15 protein-coding genes are annotated in these 15,175 nt (G+C 68.2%); 11 read left to right on the forward strand and 4 right to left on the reverse strand.

The annotated features are described in order from the left end of the window. Positions 1 to 23 precede the first annotated feature (23 nt). The 5 genes from TBIF_RS24575 (at position 24) to TBIF_RS15800 (ending at position 4,850) form a co-directional block, all read left to right on the forward strand. On the forward strand, positions 24 to 365 hold the full coding sequence (locus TBIF_RS24575) for a hypothetical protein (protein ID WP_148302295.1): 342 nt from the start codon (positions 24 to 26) through the stop codon (positions 363 to 365). A 310-nt stretch (positions 366 to 675) separates the two neighbouring features. After that, positions 676 to 2,529 (forward strand): molecular chaperone DnaK, encoded by a 1,854-nt coding sequence (gene dnaK / locus TBIF_RS15785; protein ID WP_024795739.1) that lies wholly within the window; start codon positions 676 to 678, stop codon positions 2,527 to 2,529. Next, entirely contained in the window at positions 2,526 to 3,182 is a 657-nt protein-coding gene (grpE, locus tag TBIF_RS23790) for a nucleotide exchange factor GrpE (protein WP_024795740.1), read from the forward strand. The genes dnaK and grpE overlap by 4 nt, the downstream gene beginning before the upstream one ends. A gap of 91 nt (positions 3,183 to 3,273) precedes the next feature. Continuing rightward, on the forward strand, positions 3,274 to 4,434 hold the full coding sequence (gene dnaJ, locus TBIF_RS15795; protein WP_024795741.1) for a molecular chaperone DnaJ: 1,161 nt from the start codon (positions 3,274 to 3,276) through the stop codon (positions 4,432 to 4,434). After that, entirely contained in the window at positions 4,434 to 4,850 is a 417-nt protein-coding gene (locus tag TBIF_RS15800) for a heat shock protein transcriptional repressor HspR (RefSeq protein ID WP_024795742.1), read from the forward strand. The genes dnaJ and TBIF_RS15800 overlap by 1 nt, the downstream gene beginning before the upstream one ends. Here the strand turns inward: TBIF_RS15800 and TBIF_RS15805 are convergent. Beyond that, positions 4,847 to 6,007 carry an FAD-binding oxidoreductase gene (locus TBIF_RS15805; RefSeq protein ID WP_024795743.1) on the reverse strand — a complete coding sequence of 387 codons (1,161 nt, stop codon included), beginning with the start codon at positions 6,005 to 6,007 and terminating at the stop codon, positions 4,847 to 4,849. The two genes, TBIF_RS15800 and TBIF_RS15805, sit on opposite strands and share 4 nt — an antisense overlap. Before the next feature lie 280 nt (positions 6,008 to 6,287). Here TBIF_RS15805 and TBIF_RS15810 point away from each other — a divergent pair, with 280 nt between their 5' ends. Both TBIF_RS15810 and TBIF_RS15815 read left to right on the forward strand, forming a co-directional pair. After that, on the forward strand, positions 6,288 to 7,832 hold the full coding sequence (locus TBIF_RS15810; RefSeq protein WP_038171596.1) for an AMP-binding protein: 1,545 nt from the start codon (positions 6,288 to 6,290) through the stop codon (positions 7,830 to 7,832). A gap of 40 nt (positions 7,833 to 7,872) precedes the next feature. Further along, positions 7,873 to 8,538, forward strand: coding sequence for a PadR family transcriptional regulator (locus TBIF_RS15815; RefSeq protein WP_024795745.1), 666 nt, complete (start codon positions 7,873 to 7,875; stop codon positions 8,536 to 8,538). On the opposite strand, the gene TBIF_RS26735 is transcribed toward TBIF_RS15815, so the two are convergent. The 3 genes from TBIF_RS26735 to TBIF_RS15830 form a co-directional block, all read right to left on the reverse strand. Continuing rightward, positions 8,539 to 8,742, reverse strand: coding sequence for a hypothetical protein (locus TBIF_RS26735; RefSeq protein ID WP_372435124.1), 204 nt, complete (start codon positions 8,740 to 8,742; stop codon positions 8,539 to 8,541). 187 nt (positions 8,743 to 8,929) lie between these two features. Next, positions 8,930 to 9,868, reverse strand: coding sequence for a LipP1 family hormone-sensitive lipase (gene lipP1 / locus TBIF_RS15825; RefSeq protein WP_024795746.1), 939 nt, complete (start codon positions 9,866 to 9,868; stop codon positions 8,930 to 8,932). A gap of 24 nt (positions 9,869 to 9,892) precedes the next feature. Further along, on the reverse strand, positions 9,893 to 10,654 hold the full coding sequence (locus TBIF_RS15830) for an IclR family transcriptional regulator (protein ID WP_024795747.1): 762 nt from the start codon (positions 10,652 to 10,654) through the stop codon (positions 9,893 to 9,895). A gap of 227 nt (positions 10,655 to 10,881) precedes the next feature. On the opposite strand from TBIF_RS15830, the gene TBIF_RS15835 reads away from it, so the two are divergent. The 4 genes from TBIF_RS15835 (at position 10,882) to TBIF_RS15850 (ending at position 15,060) form a co-directional block, all read left to right on the forward strand. Beyond that, a complete protein-coding gene (locus TBIF_RS15835; RefSeq protein ID WP_024795748.1) occupies positions 10,882 to 11,679 on the forward strand; it encodes a mycofactocin-coupled SDR family oxidoreductase in 798 nt (265 codons plus the stop codon). Position 11,680: 1 nt separating this feature from the next. After that, entirely contained in the window at positions 11,681 to 12,508 is an 828-nt protein-coding gene (locus tag TBIF_RS15840) for a mycofactocin-coupled SDR family oxidoreductase (protein WP_024795749.1), read from the forward strand. Positions 12,509 to 12,518: 10 nt separating this feature from the next. Beyond that, the gene (locus TBIF_RS15845; RefSeq protein ID WP_024795750.1) at positions 12,519 to 13,328 is read left to right on the forward strand and encodes an SDR family NAD(P)-dependent oxidoreductase; all 810 of its coding nucleotides are present in this window, start codon (positions 12,519 to 12,521) and stop codon (positions 13,326 to 13,328) included. Positions 13,329 to 13,455: 127 nt separating this feature from the next. Further along, positions 13,456 to 15,060 carry a flavin-containing monooxygenase gene (locus TBIF_RS15850; RefSeq protein ID WP_162472301.1) on the forward strand — a complete coding sequence of 535 codons (1,605 nt, stop codon included), beginning with the start codon at positions 13,456 to 13,458 and terminating at the stop codon, positions 15,058 to 15,060. The last annotated feature ends 115 nt before the right edge of the window (positions 15,061 to 15,175 follow it).

The raw sequence follows: 15,175 nt of genomic DNA on the forward strand, positions 1-15,175 counted from the left end.
ATATTCACCCGTAGGAGAATCCCATGAAGCTTGCACGTATGATTGCCGCTCCTGTGGCGGCCGCAGCCATTGTCATCGGTTCGACGGTCGGCGTGGCCGGCGTCGCGTCCGCAGAGCCGGCGCCCCCGGCGCTGAATCTCGAGGGGTTCGCAGATCAGCTTGGCACCTACACGACAATTGGCGGATTTGCTGGCACCGCGGTTGGCGCTGGCATTGGTTGCCTGCTGCTGGGCACCGCGGCGGGCACCGCGGCGCCCATCGCGGGTAGCATCGCCGGCTGCACTGCGGGGGCTGGCATCGGCGGACTTATCGGAACCCTGATCGGCGGCTCGTTCGCGCTGCCGTCGCTGTTCCCCGCTGGCTAGAAGTTTGCATTGCGCGGCCCGGGCACCCAAGCGGTGCCCGGGCCGCGCTGCTGTGCCCGAGCGGCAGGGCGTGCGTCGGGAACAAATCCGCGACGAGGATGGTTGGGGCTACTGACTAGCTTGAGTGTATGTGACTCAACTCCACTTGACGGGCGCCAGTCGCCTGATGCAAGATTGAGCGCATAGTGCTCAACGTCCCCCGGGGTAGTGGGGGCACGTTGAGCCCGCGACTTTGTGCCGCGGGTTCAGCGCGGCACATCTGAGCTAGACGAAGCAGCGAATGCAAAGTCCCTAATCACAGGAGGAAATCATGGCACGTGCGGTCGGAATCGACCTCGGGACGACCAACTCGGTCGTCTCGGTACTCGAGGGCGGCGAGGCCGTCGTCGTCGCCAACGCCGAGGGCGCGCGCACCACGCCCTCCGTCGTGGCCTTCGCGAAGAACGGCGAGGTCCTCGTGGGCCAGCCCGCGAAGAACCAGGCCGTCACCAACGTCGACCGGACCATTCGGTCCGTCAAGCGCCACATCGGCACCGACTGGTCGGTCGCCATCGACGACAAGAACTACACCCCGCAGGAGATCAGCGCCCGCACGCTGATGAAGCTCAAGCGCGACGCCGAGGCGTACCTGGGCGAGGAGATCACGGACGCCGTGATCACCGTCCCCGCGTACTTCGAGGACAGCCAGCGCCAGGCCACCAAGGAAGCCGGGCAGATCGCGGGACTGAACGTCCTGCGGATTGTCAACGAGCCCACCGCCGCCGCACTGGCGTACGGCCTGGACAAGGGTGAGAAGGAACAGACCATCCTGGTCTTCGACCTCGGCGGCGGCACGTTCGACGTGTCCCTGCTGGAGATCGGCGACGGCGTCGTCGAGGTCCGCGCGACCTCCGGCGACAACCACCTGGGCGGCGACGACTGGGACGAGCGCGTCGTCACCTGGCTCGTCGACAAGTTCAAGGCCAGCAGCGGCATTGACCTGACCAAGGACAAGATGGCCCTGCAGCGTCTCCGCGAGGCCGCGGAGAAGGCGAAGATCGAGCTGTCCAGCTCGCAGTCGACGTCCATCAACCTGCCCTACATCACCGTGGACGCGGACAAGAACCCGCTGTTCCTCGACGAGCAGCTCACGCGCAGCGAGTTCCAGAAGATCACCCAGGATCTGCTGGACCGCACCCGCACGCCGTTCCAGTCCGTCATCAAGGACGCGGGCGTCGCGATCGGCGATGTCGACCACGTGGTCCTCGTCGGCGGCTCCACCCGCATGCCCGCCGTGACCGAGCTGGTCAAGGAGATGACCGGCGGCCGCGAGCCCAACAAGGGCGTCAACCCGGACGAGGTCGTCGCAGTCGGCGCCGCGCTCCAGGCTGGCGTGCTCAAGGGCGAGGTTAAGGACGTCCTGCTGCTCGATGTCACCCCGCTCTCGCTGGGTATCGAGACCAAGGGCGGCGTGATGACCAAGCTCATCGAGCGCAACACCACGATCCCGACCAAGCGCTCCGAGACCTTCACCACGGCGGACGATAGCCAGCCGTCGGTGCAGATCCAGGTGTTCCAGGGTGAGCGCGAGATTGCCGCGCACAACAAGCTCCTCGGCTCTTTCGAGCTGACGGGCATCCCGCCGGCACCCCGCGGCGTCCCGCAGATCGAGGTCACCTTCGACATCGACGCGAATGGCATCGTGCACGTCACGGCCAAGGACAAGGGCACCGGCAAGGAGAACACGATCAAGATCCAGGACGGCTCCGGCTTGTCCAAGGAAGAGATCGACCGCATGGTCAAGGACGCTGAGGCGCACGCCGATGAGGACAAGGCCCGCCGCGAGGAGGCCGACGTCCGCAACCAGGCCGAGTCTCTCGTTTACCAGACGGAGAAGTTCGTCAAGGAGAACAAGGAGAGCCCGGGGAAGGTCTCCGATGAAATCCTGGAGACCGTCGAGGCCTCCATCCAGGGCGCGAAGGATGCGCTGGCCGGTGGCGACATCTCCGCGATCAAGACTGCGGTGGAGAAGCTGAACACCGACTCGCAGCAGCTGGGCCAGGCGATCTACGACGCCTCGGCAGCCGAGGGCGGCGCTGACGGCGGCGAGAGCGCCGATGGCAACGACGATGTCGTTGACGCCGAGGTTGTCGACGACGCGGGATCGGACCAGGAGCAGAAGTGACGAACGAGCCCCAGAACCCCAAGGCGGGCGAGCGCCCCGACCTGGGCGAGGCTCGCGAGACGGACCCGGCGGGGCAGCCCGCCGGGGACGGCCCCGCGGCTGACGCCCCAGTGGGAGACGACCAGGGTTTCGATGGTCAGGTGCTCGACGGCCAGGTGCTCGACGCGGCAGATGCCGCCGAGGCCACTGGCGGCGAGTCGGATCACGACGCGAAGATTGCCGAGCTGACCAACGACCTGCAGCGCAAGCACGCGGAGTTCCTGAACTTCCGCAAGCGGACCCAGCGCGACATCGAGGACGCCAAGGTGAAGGCGAAGGGCGCGGTGCTCGCGTCAATGCTGGATGTCTTGGACGATGTGGATCGGGCGCGAGCGCACGGCGACCTGGAGGAGGGCCCGCTCCGCGCGTTCTCCGACAAGCTGCTCGGCGCGCTCACGGGCCAGGGCCTGACGGCCTTCGGCGAGGTCGGCGACGGCTTCGACCCGGAGCTACACGAGGCCGTGCAGCATTCCGGTGACGGCGACGTCCCGGTGCTGGCGGTGGTGCTGCGGCGCGGCTACCGCGCGGACGACCGGGTATTGCGCACCGCAATGGTCGTCGTCGAGGACCGTCCCGCTGGGGATAGCCCAGAAGGCGACGCGCAAACAGAGTGACCAGGCATGATAGCGCGAGACCGGTGATCGTCGGTCTCGCGCTATCAGGCCCAACATCGATAGCAGTACTTACGGAGGGAGGAGGCGCCCAGTGACGCAGCGCGAGTGGGTGGAGCGAGATTTCTATGCAGACCTGGGTGTCTCGTCCACCGCAACACAGGACGAAATCAAGAAGGCCTACCGAAAGCTGGCCAAGGAACTTCATCCGGATGCCAATCCGGGGGACAAGAAGGCCGAGTCGCGGTTCAAGTCGGTCAGCGAGGCCAATGCGGTGCTGGCCGACCAGGCCAAGCGCAAGGAGTACGACGAGGCCAGGCGGGTCTTCGCGTCGGGCGGCCTCGGCAACGGGGGCTTTCGTCCCGGCACCGGCCGCGGCGGCTTCCGTTCGGAGAACATCGACCTGAGCGACCTCTTCGGGCAGGGCGGCTCGGGTGGCAGCTCCGGCATGAACGACATGTTCGGCGGGCTGTTCAACCGTGGCTCGCGGCCCAGCCGGCCCAGCCGCGGCAACGACATCGAGACGGAAACGACTCTGGAGTTCCGCGAGGCGGCGCTCGGGTCTGTCGTGCCTTTGCAGTTGACCAGCCCCAGCCCGTGCACCACCTGCCATGGCAGCGGAGCGCGCCCGGGCACCAGCCCGAAGGTCTGCGCCAGCTGCAACGGCGCGGGCGTGATCAACCGCAACCAGGGGCACTTCGCGTTCAGCGAGCCCTGCTCGGATTGCCGCGGCACCGGCTCGACGGTGGAGAACCCCTGTGGGGACTGCGCCGGCACCGGCGTGACCACTCGGACCCGCACTATCAGCGTGCGGGTGCCATCGGGGGTCAAGGACGGGCAGCGGATCAGGCTTGCGGGCCAGGGCCAGGCGGGCCTGCGGGGCGCGCCCTCCGGCGACCTCTATGTGACGGTGCACGTCACCGCGGACCGGGTGTTCGCCCGCGACGGCGATCATCTGACGCTGACCGTGCCGGTCTCCTTCAGCGAGTTGGCGCTCGGCACCACGGTGTCGATCCCGACGCTCGATGGCAAGGTTGGCATGAAGATCCCTGCCGGCACCGCGGATGGCCGGACGCTGCGCGTGCGCGGCAAGGGCGTGCCGCGACGCAAGGGCGGCGCCGGCGACCTGCTGGTCACCGTCCGGACCGCCGTACCGCCGAAGCTGAGCGCGGAGGCCATAGCGGCCCTCGAGGCGTACGCCGCGGCGGAGAAGGAATGCGGCTTCGATCCACGTGAGGATTGGGCAGGTGTGTGATGAACACGTCGGGACGGGACGAACGGGCACCGCGCAGCGCCGTTGAGGCGACGCTGTTCGGCATCTCCGTGGCCGCGGAGATGGCGGGTATGCACGCGCAGACGCTGCGCACCTACGACCGCATCGGGCTAGTCAAGCCGGCCCGCACGTCCGGCGGCGGCCGGCGATACTCGGACCGGGACGTGGACCTGCTGCGCGAGGTGCAGCGGCTGTCTCAGGACGAGGGCGTGAACCTCGCGGGCATCAAGCGGATCATCGAGCTGACGACCCAGGTGGAGGCGCTCAGCCAGCGGGTCGCGGAGATGGACCAGCAGATAGCGCAGTTGCAGGCGCGGACCGGCCGCCCGCGCGCGGACATCGTGCCGTTCCGGCCGGGCAGCGCGATTGTGGTCTGGAAGCCCCGCAACCAGCGCTAGTAGGGGTCGTAGGAGATACCCGCCGGCGGGGCCCCGCGCTCGACGAGCCTGCGCATGGTGTGCTGGATCATCCCGGGCGCGCCGCTGATGAGAATCTGCCGATCCGACCAGCCGCCATATGAGGTGACGATGTCGGCGAGCGTGCCGGTCTGCCGGGCATGCATTCCGGTGTGCGGATTCCCCGGCTGCGCGGATCGGCCGCTGGCCAGCCACCAGGGATCGTCCTCCTCCTCGGACACCGGCACGACGGTCAACCACGGATTCGTGATCGATAGCTGCCAGAGCGTGGCCATCTCCGTGAGCTCACCCGGATACTTCGCTCCGTAGAACAGGTGCACGCGGGGATTGTGGCCGTACTTGCACATCTCGAGGATCAACGCGCGGAGTGGCGCGATGCCGGTGCCGCCAGCCACCATCAACACGTCCTGCCCGCTCTCGCGGTCCACGTGGAGAGATCCGTGGGGCGCGCCGATCCGCCAGCGGTCGCCGGTCCGAGTGCTGGACACCAGCAGCGGACTGACCGCGCCGCCCTCGATCGCCTTGACGTTGAACTCCAGCAGTCCGTGGGGGTCCGCGGGCATCGTCGGCGAGAGGTAGCGCCAGGTGCCGGGCTGCTGCGGCGTCTGGACACTGATGTACTGGCCGGCGGCATAGGGCAGTGGGCCGTCGGCCTCGAGCCGGATCAGCGCGTGGTCGCGGCCGAGCCTGATGTGCTCGACCACCGTCGCCTCCCAGTAGGGGGGCAGAGTCTTCGCCTCGCTCTGCGCGGCGGCGTCCATGACGCCGGCGGTGAGGGTGATGAGCTGGGTGATGAGGTTGTTCATCGCGGGTGTACGGCGATCGTCCAGGCAGCGGATGATCTCCTTGACCAACGCCGTGCTGAATGCCTTGTAGTGCGCGGACGTGACGCCGTATTTGCGGTGGTCACGGCCCAGCTGGCTCAAGAACGCGATCATCTCCGCCTCGCCGATGCGGCTGTAGAGGGTCTCCAGGACGTACTCGAGCACCTGGAACAGGATCTGGCGTTGGTCGACCATATTCGCGGGGAACATCCCCCGGGCGTCGGGGGCCAGGGCGAAGAAGTGGGCGTAGAAATCGGCCATGAACCGATCGGAGTCTTCTTCGAGTATTGAGATGAGCTCTGCGGACGGGGTCATCGGCAGGGTATGTAGGCGGTGCGACGGTGCCAAGTCTGCTGACCCCCTCTTCTGGCTGGCTCTGGTGGGCGACCGGCCCATAGATTACTAGTTTTCCCGAGTGCTCATGCGCGCCGGACTTCTCGTGTATGGGGGGCGGAATTAGAACCTGTATCAGTTTCTGTTCTAGTGTAAGACAGATCACCACGAGAGCGGAGCGGCAATGTCCATTGAGCACGAGTCCATCCAGTCGGCAGCCCAGAATAATACGGCACAGGAGCAGGGCGACGCTTTGCACCGGATGCAGTACATGCCGGACCTGTTGATCCGCGCGCTGGAACGCAACGCCGACCGCCCGGCCCTGTACCTGGACGATGTCGTCCTGACGGCTGGCGAGCTGCGCGATGAGATCAGCCGCTTCATCCAGGCCCTGGACTCGTTGGGCATCGGCAAGGGCACTCCCGCCTCGATGCTGTCGAAGAACCGCCCGGAGGTGCTCATCAGCATGGGCGCGACCATCGTCGCCGGCTGCCGCAACACCGCGCTGAACCCGTCGGGCTCCTTCGACGATCACCAGTATGTGGTGGCGGACGCGGAGATCGAGATGATCGTCTTCGACCCGGTCCACTTCGAGGAGCGGGCGGCGGCGCTCAAGGCGTCGTGCCCGTCGATCACGCTCCTGCTCTCGCTCGGCCCGTCTGAGGTGGGCGTCGACATCCTCGCGCTGGCCGCGACGTTCGAGCCGCGGCGGCTCGTGGCGGCGGACGTGGACGGCGACGACCCGTCGAGCATGGTCTACACCGGCGGCACCACGGGCAAGCCGAAGGGCGTCGTCAACACCTATCGCTCGGGCGCGACGCTGCCGCAGATCCAAATGTCGGAGTGGCAGCTGCCCGAGGAAGTGCGCTTTCTCGTCGCCACGCCCCTCTCGCATGCCGGCGCCGCGTTCTTCCTGCCGACGCTGCTGCGCGGGGGAGCGCTGGTGGTGCTGCCGGCCTTCGAGCCCGGCGCGGTGCTCGCCGCGATCGAGAAGCACAAGATCAACGCGACCATGCTGGTCCCGACCATGATCTACATGCTCCTGGACCACCCCGACATCGACACCCGCGACCTATCCAGCCTCGAGACGCTGTTCTACGGCGCCGCGGCGATGGCACCGGCCCGCCTGCGCGAGGGTATCGAGAAGCTGGGCCCGGTGTTCTTCCAGTTCTACGGCCAGTCGGAGTGCGGCATGTCGATCGCGGTGCTGCACCGCGAGGAGCATGACCTGGACAACCCGGAGCGGCTCGCGTCGTGCGGCCGGCCGGTGCCGTGGCTGGACGTGCGGCTGCTCGACGACGACCTGAACGAGGTGGCCCAGGGTGAGCTCGGCGAGATCTGCGTGCGCGGGCCGCTGGTGATGAAGGGCTACTGGAACAAGCCCGAGGAGACGGCGGAGGCGCTACGCGGCGGCTGGCTGCACACCGGCGATATCGCGCGGGCGGATCGACAGGGGTTCCTGTCGATCGTGGACCGCAAGAAGGACATGATCGTCACCGGCGGCTTCAACGTGTTTCCCCGCGAGATCGAAGACGTGATCTCCGCGCACCCGGCCGTCGCCGCGGTGGCCGTGGTGGGCGTGCCGGACGAGAAGTGGGGCGAGGCCGTCAAGGCGTGCGTCGTGTTCCGCCCCGGCCAGAGCGCCGACGCGGCCGTCCTGACGGAGATGGTCAAATCCGCGAAGGGCTCGGTGCACGCGCCGAAGTCCGTCGACGTGCTCGACGCGATCCCGCTGACCGCGCTCGGCAAGCCGGACAAGAAGACTCTGCGCGCGCGGTACTGGGAGGGCGCTGCGCGGCAGGTCTAGGGCCGGTGGCTCTCGACCTGCGCGTTGTTAGGATCGGCGCATGGTCTCGCCGAACGATCCCGCATATCCGAACCTCCCGGCGACGAGCTGGGCGGTGCTCGGGATGCTCACGCACAGCGAGCCGTTGACCGGTTACGACGCCAAGAAGTGGGCGGACTGGAGCATCGGCTTCTTCTATTGGAGCCCATCGATCAGCCAGGTCTACGCGGAGCTGAAGAAGTTGGAGTCGCTGGGGTTGGCGGAGTCCCGGGTGGTCACGCAGGCGGGGGAGCGCGATCGCCGGGAGTACGCGATCACCGAGCTCGGCACCCGGGCCGCGCGGGACTGGTCGCGGGAGGCGCCGGTGGAGGCTCCGGTGCTCAAGCACGGTGTGATGCTGCGCCTGTGGATGGGGCACCTCAACAAGCCCGAGGAACTCAAGGCCATCGTGCGCGCGCACATCGAGAATATCGAGGGCCAGCGCGCGCAGGCCGCGCTGCGAGCCGAGCACTCCCGCGCCGAGCCCGGCTGGGCCTTCCCGACGATGAGCCTGACGTGGGCGACGCGCTACTTCGACGCGGAGCTGGACCTCGCGCGGGCGTTGCTCGACGACATCGACGAGGCCGCACGGCAATTGGCCACCGTCAAGCACAAGGACGGCCTGGGCAATCCGGTGCCAATCGAGCCGGGCCGCTGGCGGGCCATCGAGGACTTCCTCGAGGATTGATCAGCGCCCGGCGGTCAGCCTCTCGACGTCGGGTGCGTACACGGTCATCCAGTGTGGCCGGAGCCGGTAGTAGACGACCTCGTTCTCCCAGTCGAACGCGTCGTTGCCGTAGAAGCCCTTGAAGTAGGGAAGCAGTCTCGGCCAGTCCTCGGCGGGCTCGCGCTCGCTGGGGTTGAGGATCTCCACCGAGCCGTGCGCGAACACGCCAAGGTCCTCGCCGCGCAGGTGCGCGATGCTGGCGGCCGGGCGGGCGGCGAGGTGACGAGCCTTGGCGGCGGTTCGCCCGTCGCCGTCACGGTGGACAGGGCCAGGGACGCATCGAGTAGATCCTGGAGTTGGTCGAGCTCGTCAGGGCTTTCGCGCATCACCCGATTTTAGTTCCGCGCGTCCATCAGGCAATCAGTACTGCCAAATCGGCCCACAACTGCGCGCGAGCCCGGCCGGTGATCGCCAGCGACGGGATTGTGAGGAAGCCGTGGAAGATGCCGTCGTGGCGGCGGTGGATGGTGGGCACACCGTCCTCGCGGAGCCGGTCGGCGTAGGCGCTTCCCTCGGAGTCGAGCGGGTCGCATGCGGCGGTGAGGACGACGGCGGGGGGCAGGCCGGCCAGGGTGCTGGCCAGGATGGGGGAGACTCGGTGCGGCTCGGCCGCGGCACTCGTGCCGCCGGGGGCGTATTGCTCCCAGTACCAACGCATGGCAGCCCGGGTGTTGAAGTGGCCCTCGGCGAACTCCAGATAGGACGGGGTGGCGAAGTCGTCGCCGATGACCGGATAGATTAGGACCTGCGCCGCGAGCGCGGGGCCGCCGAGGTCGCGGGCCATCAGTGCGGTGACCGCCGCGAGGTTGCCGCCCGCGCTGTCGCCCGCGACGATGATGCGCGCCGGGTCCGCGTGTAGCTGGGCGCAGGATGCCCGGGTCCACGCCAGAGCCGCGTAGACGTCCTGTGCGGCGGCTGGCGCGTGATGCTCGGGGGCTAGCCGGTAGTCGACCGAGACCACCACCGCGCCAACGGCATTGGCCATGGTTCGGCACAGCTCGTCATGGGTGTCGAGGTCGCAGAAGACGAAGCCGCCGCCATGCGCGAAGACCACGGCGGGTCGAGGGCCGCCGTGGGGGACGACTAGCGGCTGGTAGACCCGCAGCGGGAGTGCGCCTCCGGGGCCGTCGATGACGAGGTCCTCGACCGAGCCGACACGCTCGGGATTGTCCGAGAGCCGCTTTCGGGCGAGCACCGCGGCACGCGCGTCAGCCCCAGTCATCTCCTCGACGCGCGGGAAGCTGGCGTTCAGGGCGTCGAGCATGGTCTGGGCGTCGTCGGCGAGCGGCATGGGGTTCCTCAACTGTGCGGGGGGCTAGGCGTACTGCAGGTGGGGGCGGGGCGTCGCGGTGGGCATGGCCCGCAATTGGTCTCGACGCTGCAGGACCGGCGCAAGGTGGCCGTCGTCGGCGCGGAGTCGACGCACGATGGTGCTCGCCGCGATCCGCACGGGGGCCGCGGCGTTGTGGTCCAGTCTGAGGGTCGCGGACGGACCGCAGATGGAGACGGCGGCGATGGCTGAGCCGTTGTGCGCGACCGGCGCGCCGATCCCGCAGACCACGCCCGCGTTGACGAAGGCGATGCCGTCGTCGCGGATCCGCGAGAGGTGGGGATCCGCGGAGTGGTGGACGGTGTCCGCCAGCAGGATGCGGCCAATGGGGGACCGCGCTGCGGTGATTCGGCCGCCGACGCGACTCTCCGGCACGGCCGCGCCGGGGGTACCGATCTTCGCCAGGTAGACCACGTCCGGGCCATCGAGGATGCCCAGGTGCACGATGTGTCCGGTCACGCGGTGCAGCTCATGCAGCACCGGCAGCGCCGCGCTGTGGAGACGGTTTTGCTGCACGGCAAGCGACCCCAGCTCTATGAGCCTGGTCCCGAGCTCGTAGTTGCTGCCTTCGCGGCTGAGCCACCGCATAGCCACCAGCCGCTCCAGCATGCGGTGGGTTGTCGAGCGGGGCAGGCCGGTCCGCCGGGTGACCTGGGCCAATGTCAGGTGGCCCGGCCCCTCGAAGGTGTCGAGGACCAGCGAGATGCGTTCCATGATGGCCGTCGGCGCGGTATCGGCTGTGGTCATGCGGACCCCTTCGAGGATTCACGTCGTAATGTGGTGTTGAACTGCTAGTTTCTGTTAGGACAATGGTTGCACATTGGGGCGGGGTTGGGAAGGGGATCGGGCTAAGTGCTCCGGGTCTGATCCATCTCTCCGTCTACCCCGGCGGGAATGTCCCGTCAGATGGGCGACCGTCCGCTGAACGGCGACCACTGTCCATAACGTCAGCGCATGAACAGAGAGGACCACCAATGTTGCGGATGGCAGGAAAGGTCGCGCTGATCACCGGCGCGGGAGCCGGGATGGGGCGTGCGCACGCAGTGCGACTAGCGGAGGAGGGCGCGGACATCATCGCGCTCGACGTCGCTGAAGGCGCGCTGGCGGAGAGCGCGATGATGGTGCGGGCGCATGGGCGGCGCGTCGTGACGGCCGTCGCCGACGTCTGCGACCTGGCAGCCGTCGAGGCCGGGGTCGGCACGGGCGTGGCGGAGTTGGGCAGACTCGACACCATCGTCGCGAACGCCGGCGTGACGGAGAACCCGGGGCCGTCGTGGACCATCGACGAGAACCTCTGGGAGCGCTCGATGGCCGTGAACCTCACCGGCGTCTGGCACACCGTGAAGGCGGGGGTCGCTGCGCTGGGGCCCGGCGGCGGCTCGGTAATCATCATCAGCTCGACCGCTGGCATCAAGGCGGTGGCCGGCGCCTCGCACTACACCGCGGCCAAGCACGCCGTCGTCGGGCTGGCCCGGACTCTGGCGAACGAGCTTGGGCCGCGGTCGATCCGGGTCAACACCGTGCACCCCGGCGCAGTGGACACGGCGATGACCATCAATCCCGCGACCTTCGCGCGGCTGCGACCGGACCTCGCGGCCCCGACGGCCGACGACGTGGCACAGGTCCTCTCGAGGAACCACCTTTTGCCGGTGCCGTGGGTGGAGGCAGTGGACGTGAGCAACGCGGTCCTGTTCCTCGCCTCGGACGAGGCCCGCTACATCACGGGGCTGCAAATGGTGGTAGACGCCGGACTGACGCAGAAGGTGGGCTGATATGAGACTCGACGGAAACGCCGCGCTGATCACCGGCGCGGCGCGCGGGATCGGGCGAGCGCAAGCGGTGCGGTTCGCGGAGGAGGGCGCGGACCTGATCCTGGTGGACCGCTGCGCGGCGGTGCAACATTCCACGACGCCAGGCGCGACCAGCGCAGATCTCGCGGAGACGGTGCGGCAGGTCGAGGCGCTCGGGCGTCGGGCCATTGCGGCGGTGGCGGATGTGCGGGACCAGGAGGCGCTGGACGCCGCTGTCGCGCGGGGAGTGAGGGAGCTGGGACGGCTCGACATCGTCTGCGCCACAGCGGGAATCAGCTCATCCGGTCCGGCTGACACGATGCCGGCGGAGGTGTGGCAGACGATGTTGGACGTCAACCTCACCGGTGTCTGGAAGACCTGCAAAGCGGCGATCCCGCACATGATCAACGCCGACCAGGGCGGCTCGATAATCCTGGTCAGCTCCATCGCGGGACTGCGCGGGCTGGTGGGCGTCGGCCACTACACCGCGGCCAAGCACGGCGTCGTCGGGCTCATGCGGTCTCTGGCAAAGGAGCTTGCGCCGCACCGCATCCGGGTCAACACCGTGCACCCCGCGAACACCCGCACGGACATGGTGCAGAACCCGGCCACAATGCGGACTTTCGTACCCGGGGTGGCGGAGCCGACGCAGGCGCAGTTCGAGGCCGCCGCACAGACGATGCACCTGTTGCCGGTCCCGCTGCTGGACCCGCGGGACGTCGCGAACGCGAGCCTGTTCCTGGCCTCCGACGAGGCTCGATACATCACCGGCGCGACGTTGCCCGTCGACGCCGGCCACTGCGCGCGATAGGAGAATGGCGATGGTCTCACAGGGGTTCGGCGGCACGGCGGTCGTCACCGGTGCCAGCAGCGGCATCGGCGCGGCGATAGCCCGGCATGCCGCCGCGGCCGGGATGAGCGTGGTGCTGGCGGACATCTCTGTGGAGCGTCTGGCGGAGGTCGCGGGAGAACTTGCAGCGAAGGGGCATTCGGTGCTCGCGGTGCCCACGGACGTCACCGACCCGGATCAGGTCGACGCGCTCGCGGATGCCGTCTACAGGGAGTTCGGTGCCGTCGAGCTGCTGGTGAACAACGCGGGGCTCGAATCCGTGGGGCCTACCTGGGACATCCCGGCCGAGCAGTGGCGGCGGGTCCTGGAGGTGAACGTGAACGGCGTCTTCCATGGCATCCGCTCCTTCGTGCCGCGGATGGGCGCGGACCCGCGCCCATCGCGGGTGGTCAACACCAGCTCTGTTGGCGGCATCGGAATCATGCCGCGGATGGCGGCCTATACCGCCTCCAAGCATGCAGTACAGGCGCTGACCGAGTGCCTCTACCTGGAGTGCGCGGCGGAATTCCCGCAGGTGAAGGTGTCGGTATTCGCGCCCGCCCACGTCGCGACCAACATCTTCGAGGACGCGGAGCCCGTCCCGGGGGCGACCGACGAGATGGCGCGCTGGCGCGACGCGGTGCGGGAGCAGGGGATCAGTGCGGAGACGGCCGCACGGCTGCTGTTCGACGGCATCGCCCGCGACGAGTTTTGGATCCTCACGCACTCCGAGGCCTTCGAGCGGCTGGCCGGCATCCGGGCTCGGACGCTGTCTGGCGCGCTACGTCCCGGTGAGACCTGACCGTCAGATCTGTTGTGCCAAAACAGCATTGAGAATGGCCCACCTGGTGGAAGGGGCTATTCCGGGAGGGCCGCGCGGATCGTAGCGTGCAGGTCAGACGAGCTAATTGAGTGAGACGGGAATGGGCATGGCGAGAAAAAACGTGGACGTGGTGGTGGTCGGCGCGGGCATCGCGGGGCTGTACGCGATGCACCGCTTGCGCGGGCAAGGTCTGAGCGTCCAGGGCTTCGAGGCGGGCTCCGGCGTGGGCGGCACCTGGTACTTCAACCGGTACCCGGGCGCCCGCTGCGACGTGGAGTCCGTCGACTACTCGTACTCCTTCGACGACGCGCTGCAGCAGGAGTGGGACTGGTCCGAGCGCTACGCCACCCAGCCGGAGATCCTGCGCTACCTTGAGCACGTCGCGGACCGGTTCGGCCTGGGCGACGGGTTCCGCTTCGACACCCGCGTGCAGTCGGCGACCTTCGACGAGGACGCAAGCACCTGGCGCGTCACCACGGACCAGGGCGACGCGGTCACCGCGCGGTTCTGCGTGTTCGCCACCGGCGCGCTGTCCACGACCAACCTGCCAAACGTCCCGGGTCGCGACAGCTTCGCCGGCGAGATCCTGCACACGGGCAACTGGCCGCACGCGGGCTTCGACTTCTCGGGCAAGCGCGTCGGCGTGATCGGCACCGGGTCGTCGGGCATCCAGTCCATCCCGCTGATCGCGGAGCAGGCCGCGGAGCTCAAGGTATTCCAGCGCACGCCCAACTTCTCGGTGCCCGCCTGCAACCGGCCCCTGGACGAGGCCACCCGCAGCGAGCAGAAGGCCGGCTACGCCGAGCGCCGCCGCAAGTCCTTCCTCAGCGGCGGCGGCTCCCCATTCGTGCCCAACCCGCTCAGCGCCCTCGAGGTGTCGGCGGCGGAGCGCGAGGCGGAGTTCGAGCATTACTGGGAGAGGGGCGGCGTCCTGTTCGGCAAGACGTTCGCGGACCAGATGAGCAGCCTCGAGGCCAACGATCTGGCCCGCGATTTCGCGGAGCGCAAGATCCGCGCGGTCATCGAGGACCCGGCGATCGCCGACGCGCTGGTGCCTACCGACCATCCCATCGGCACGAAGCGGATCGTCACCGACTCCGGCTACTTCCAGACGTACAACCGCGACAACGTCACGCTGGTCGACCTGCGGGCGGCCCCCATCGCGGCTATCGACGAGACGGGGATCCAGACGACGGATGCGCACTACGAGCTCGACGCGATCGTGTTCGCCACTGGTTTCGACGCGATCACAGGCTCCCTCGACCGCATTGACATTCGCGGCCGCGGTGGTGCGCTGCTGCGCGAGGAGTGGACGGCCGGCCCGCAGACCTACCTCGGCATCGGCGTGCCCGGCTTCCCCAACCTGTTCACCGTGACCGGCCCGGGCAGCCCCGGCGTGCTGGCGAACATGGTGCTCGCCTCCGAGCAGCATGTGGACTGGATCGGGGCCCTCATTGCGCACCTCGATGCGAACGGGCTCGCGACCGCCGAGGCCGCCGCGGACGCCGCCGCGGAGTGGATGGCCCAGTGCGGTGAGCTGGCCGCGAAAACCCTTTTCCCACAGGCGAACTCGTGGTATCTTGGCGCCAACATCGAGGGCAAGCCACGGGTGTTCATGCTCTACGCGGGCGGCTTCGGCAACTACGGCCGCCAGATCGCGGAGGTTGCGGCGGCGGGTTATAAGGGCTTCGAGCTGGTTCCGGCGCGGTGATCTCGGCCACTCGTAAGGTTGAGCGGAATAGACTCAACTTGATGGTAGTTGAGTGAGGCAATAGCAAGTTTGTGGCCCGGCTGATGCCAGGCTGACTAGGCTGGTCCACAGCGAC

The organism is Tomitella biformata AHU 1821 (assembly GCF_000524475.1).
Lineage (GTDB): Bacteria > Actinomycetota > Actinomycetes > Mycobacteriales > Mycobacteriaceae > Tomitella > Tomitella biformata.

Excerpts from the sequence above, each read along its gene's own strand:
- TBIF_RS24575 (WP_148302295.1), top strand. The coding sequence starts at position 24 with ATGAAGCTTGCACGTATGATTGCCGCTCCTGTGGCGGCCGCAGCCATT.
- dnaK (WP_024795739.1), top strand. The coding sequence starts at position 676 with ATGGCACGTGCGGTCGGAATCGACCTCGGGACGACCAACTCGGTCGTC.
- TBIF_RS15800 (WP_024795742.1), top strand. The coding sequence starts at position 4,434 with ATGAACACGTCGGGACGGGACGAACGGGCACCGCGCAGCGCCGTTGAG.
- TBIF_RS15805 (WP_024795743.1), bottom strand. The coding sequence starts at position 6,007 with ATGACCCCGTCCGCAGAGCTCATCTCAATACTCGAAGAAGACTCCGAT.
- TBIF_RS15810 (WP_038171596.1), top strand. The coding sequence starts at position 6,288 with ATGCAGTACATGCCGGACCTGTTGATCCGCGCGCTGGAACGCAACGCC.
- TBIF_RS15815 (WP_024795745.1), top strand. The coding sequence starts at position 7,873 with ATGGTCTCGCCGAACGATCCCGCATATCCGAACCTCCCGGCGACGAGC.
- lipP1 (WP_024795746.1), bottom strand. The coding sequence starts at position 9,868 with ATGCCGCTCGCCGACGACGCCCAGACCATGCTCGACGCCCTGAACGCC.
- TBIF_RS15830 (WP_024795747.1), bottom strand. The coding sequence starts at position 10,654 with ATGACCACAGCCGATACCGCGCCGACGGCCATCATGGAACGCATCTCG.
- TBIF_RS15835 (WP_024795748.1), top strand. The coding sequence starts at position 10,882 with ATGTTGCGGATGGCAGGAAAGGTCGCGCTGATCACCGGCGCGGGAGCC.
- TBIF_RS15840 (WP_024795749.1), top strand. The coding sequence starts at position 11,681 with ATGAGACTCGACGGAAACGCCGCGCTGATCACCGGCGCGGCGCGCGGG.
- TBIF_RS15845 (WP_024795750.1), top strand. The coding sequence starts at position 12,519 with ATGGTCTCACAGGGGTTCGGCGGCACGGCGGTCGTCACCGGTGCCAGC.
- TBIF_RS15850 (WP_162472301.1), top strand. The coding sequence starts at position 13,456 with ATGGCGAGAAAAAACGTGGACGTGGTGGTGGTCGGCGCGGGCATCGCG.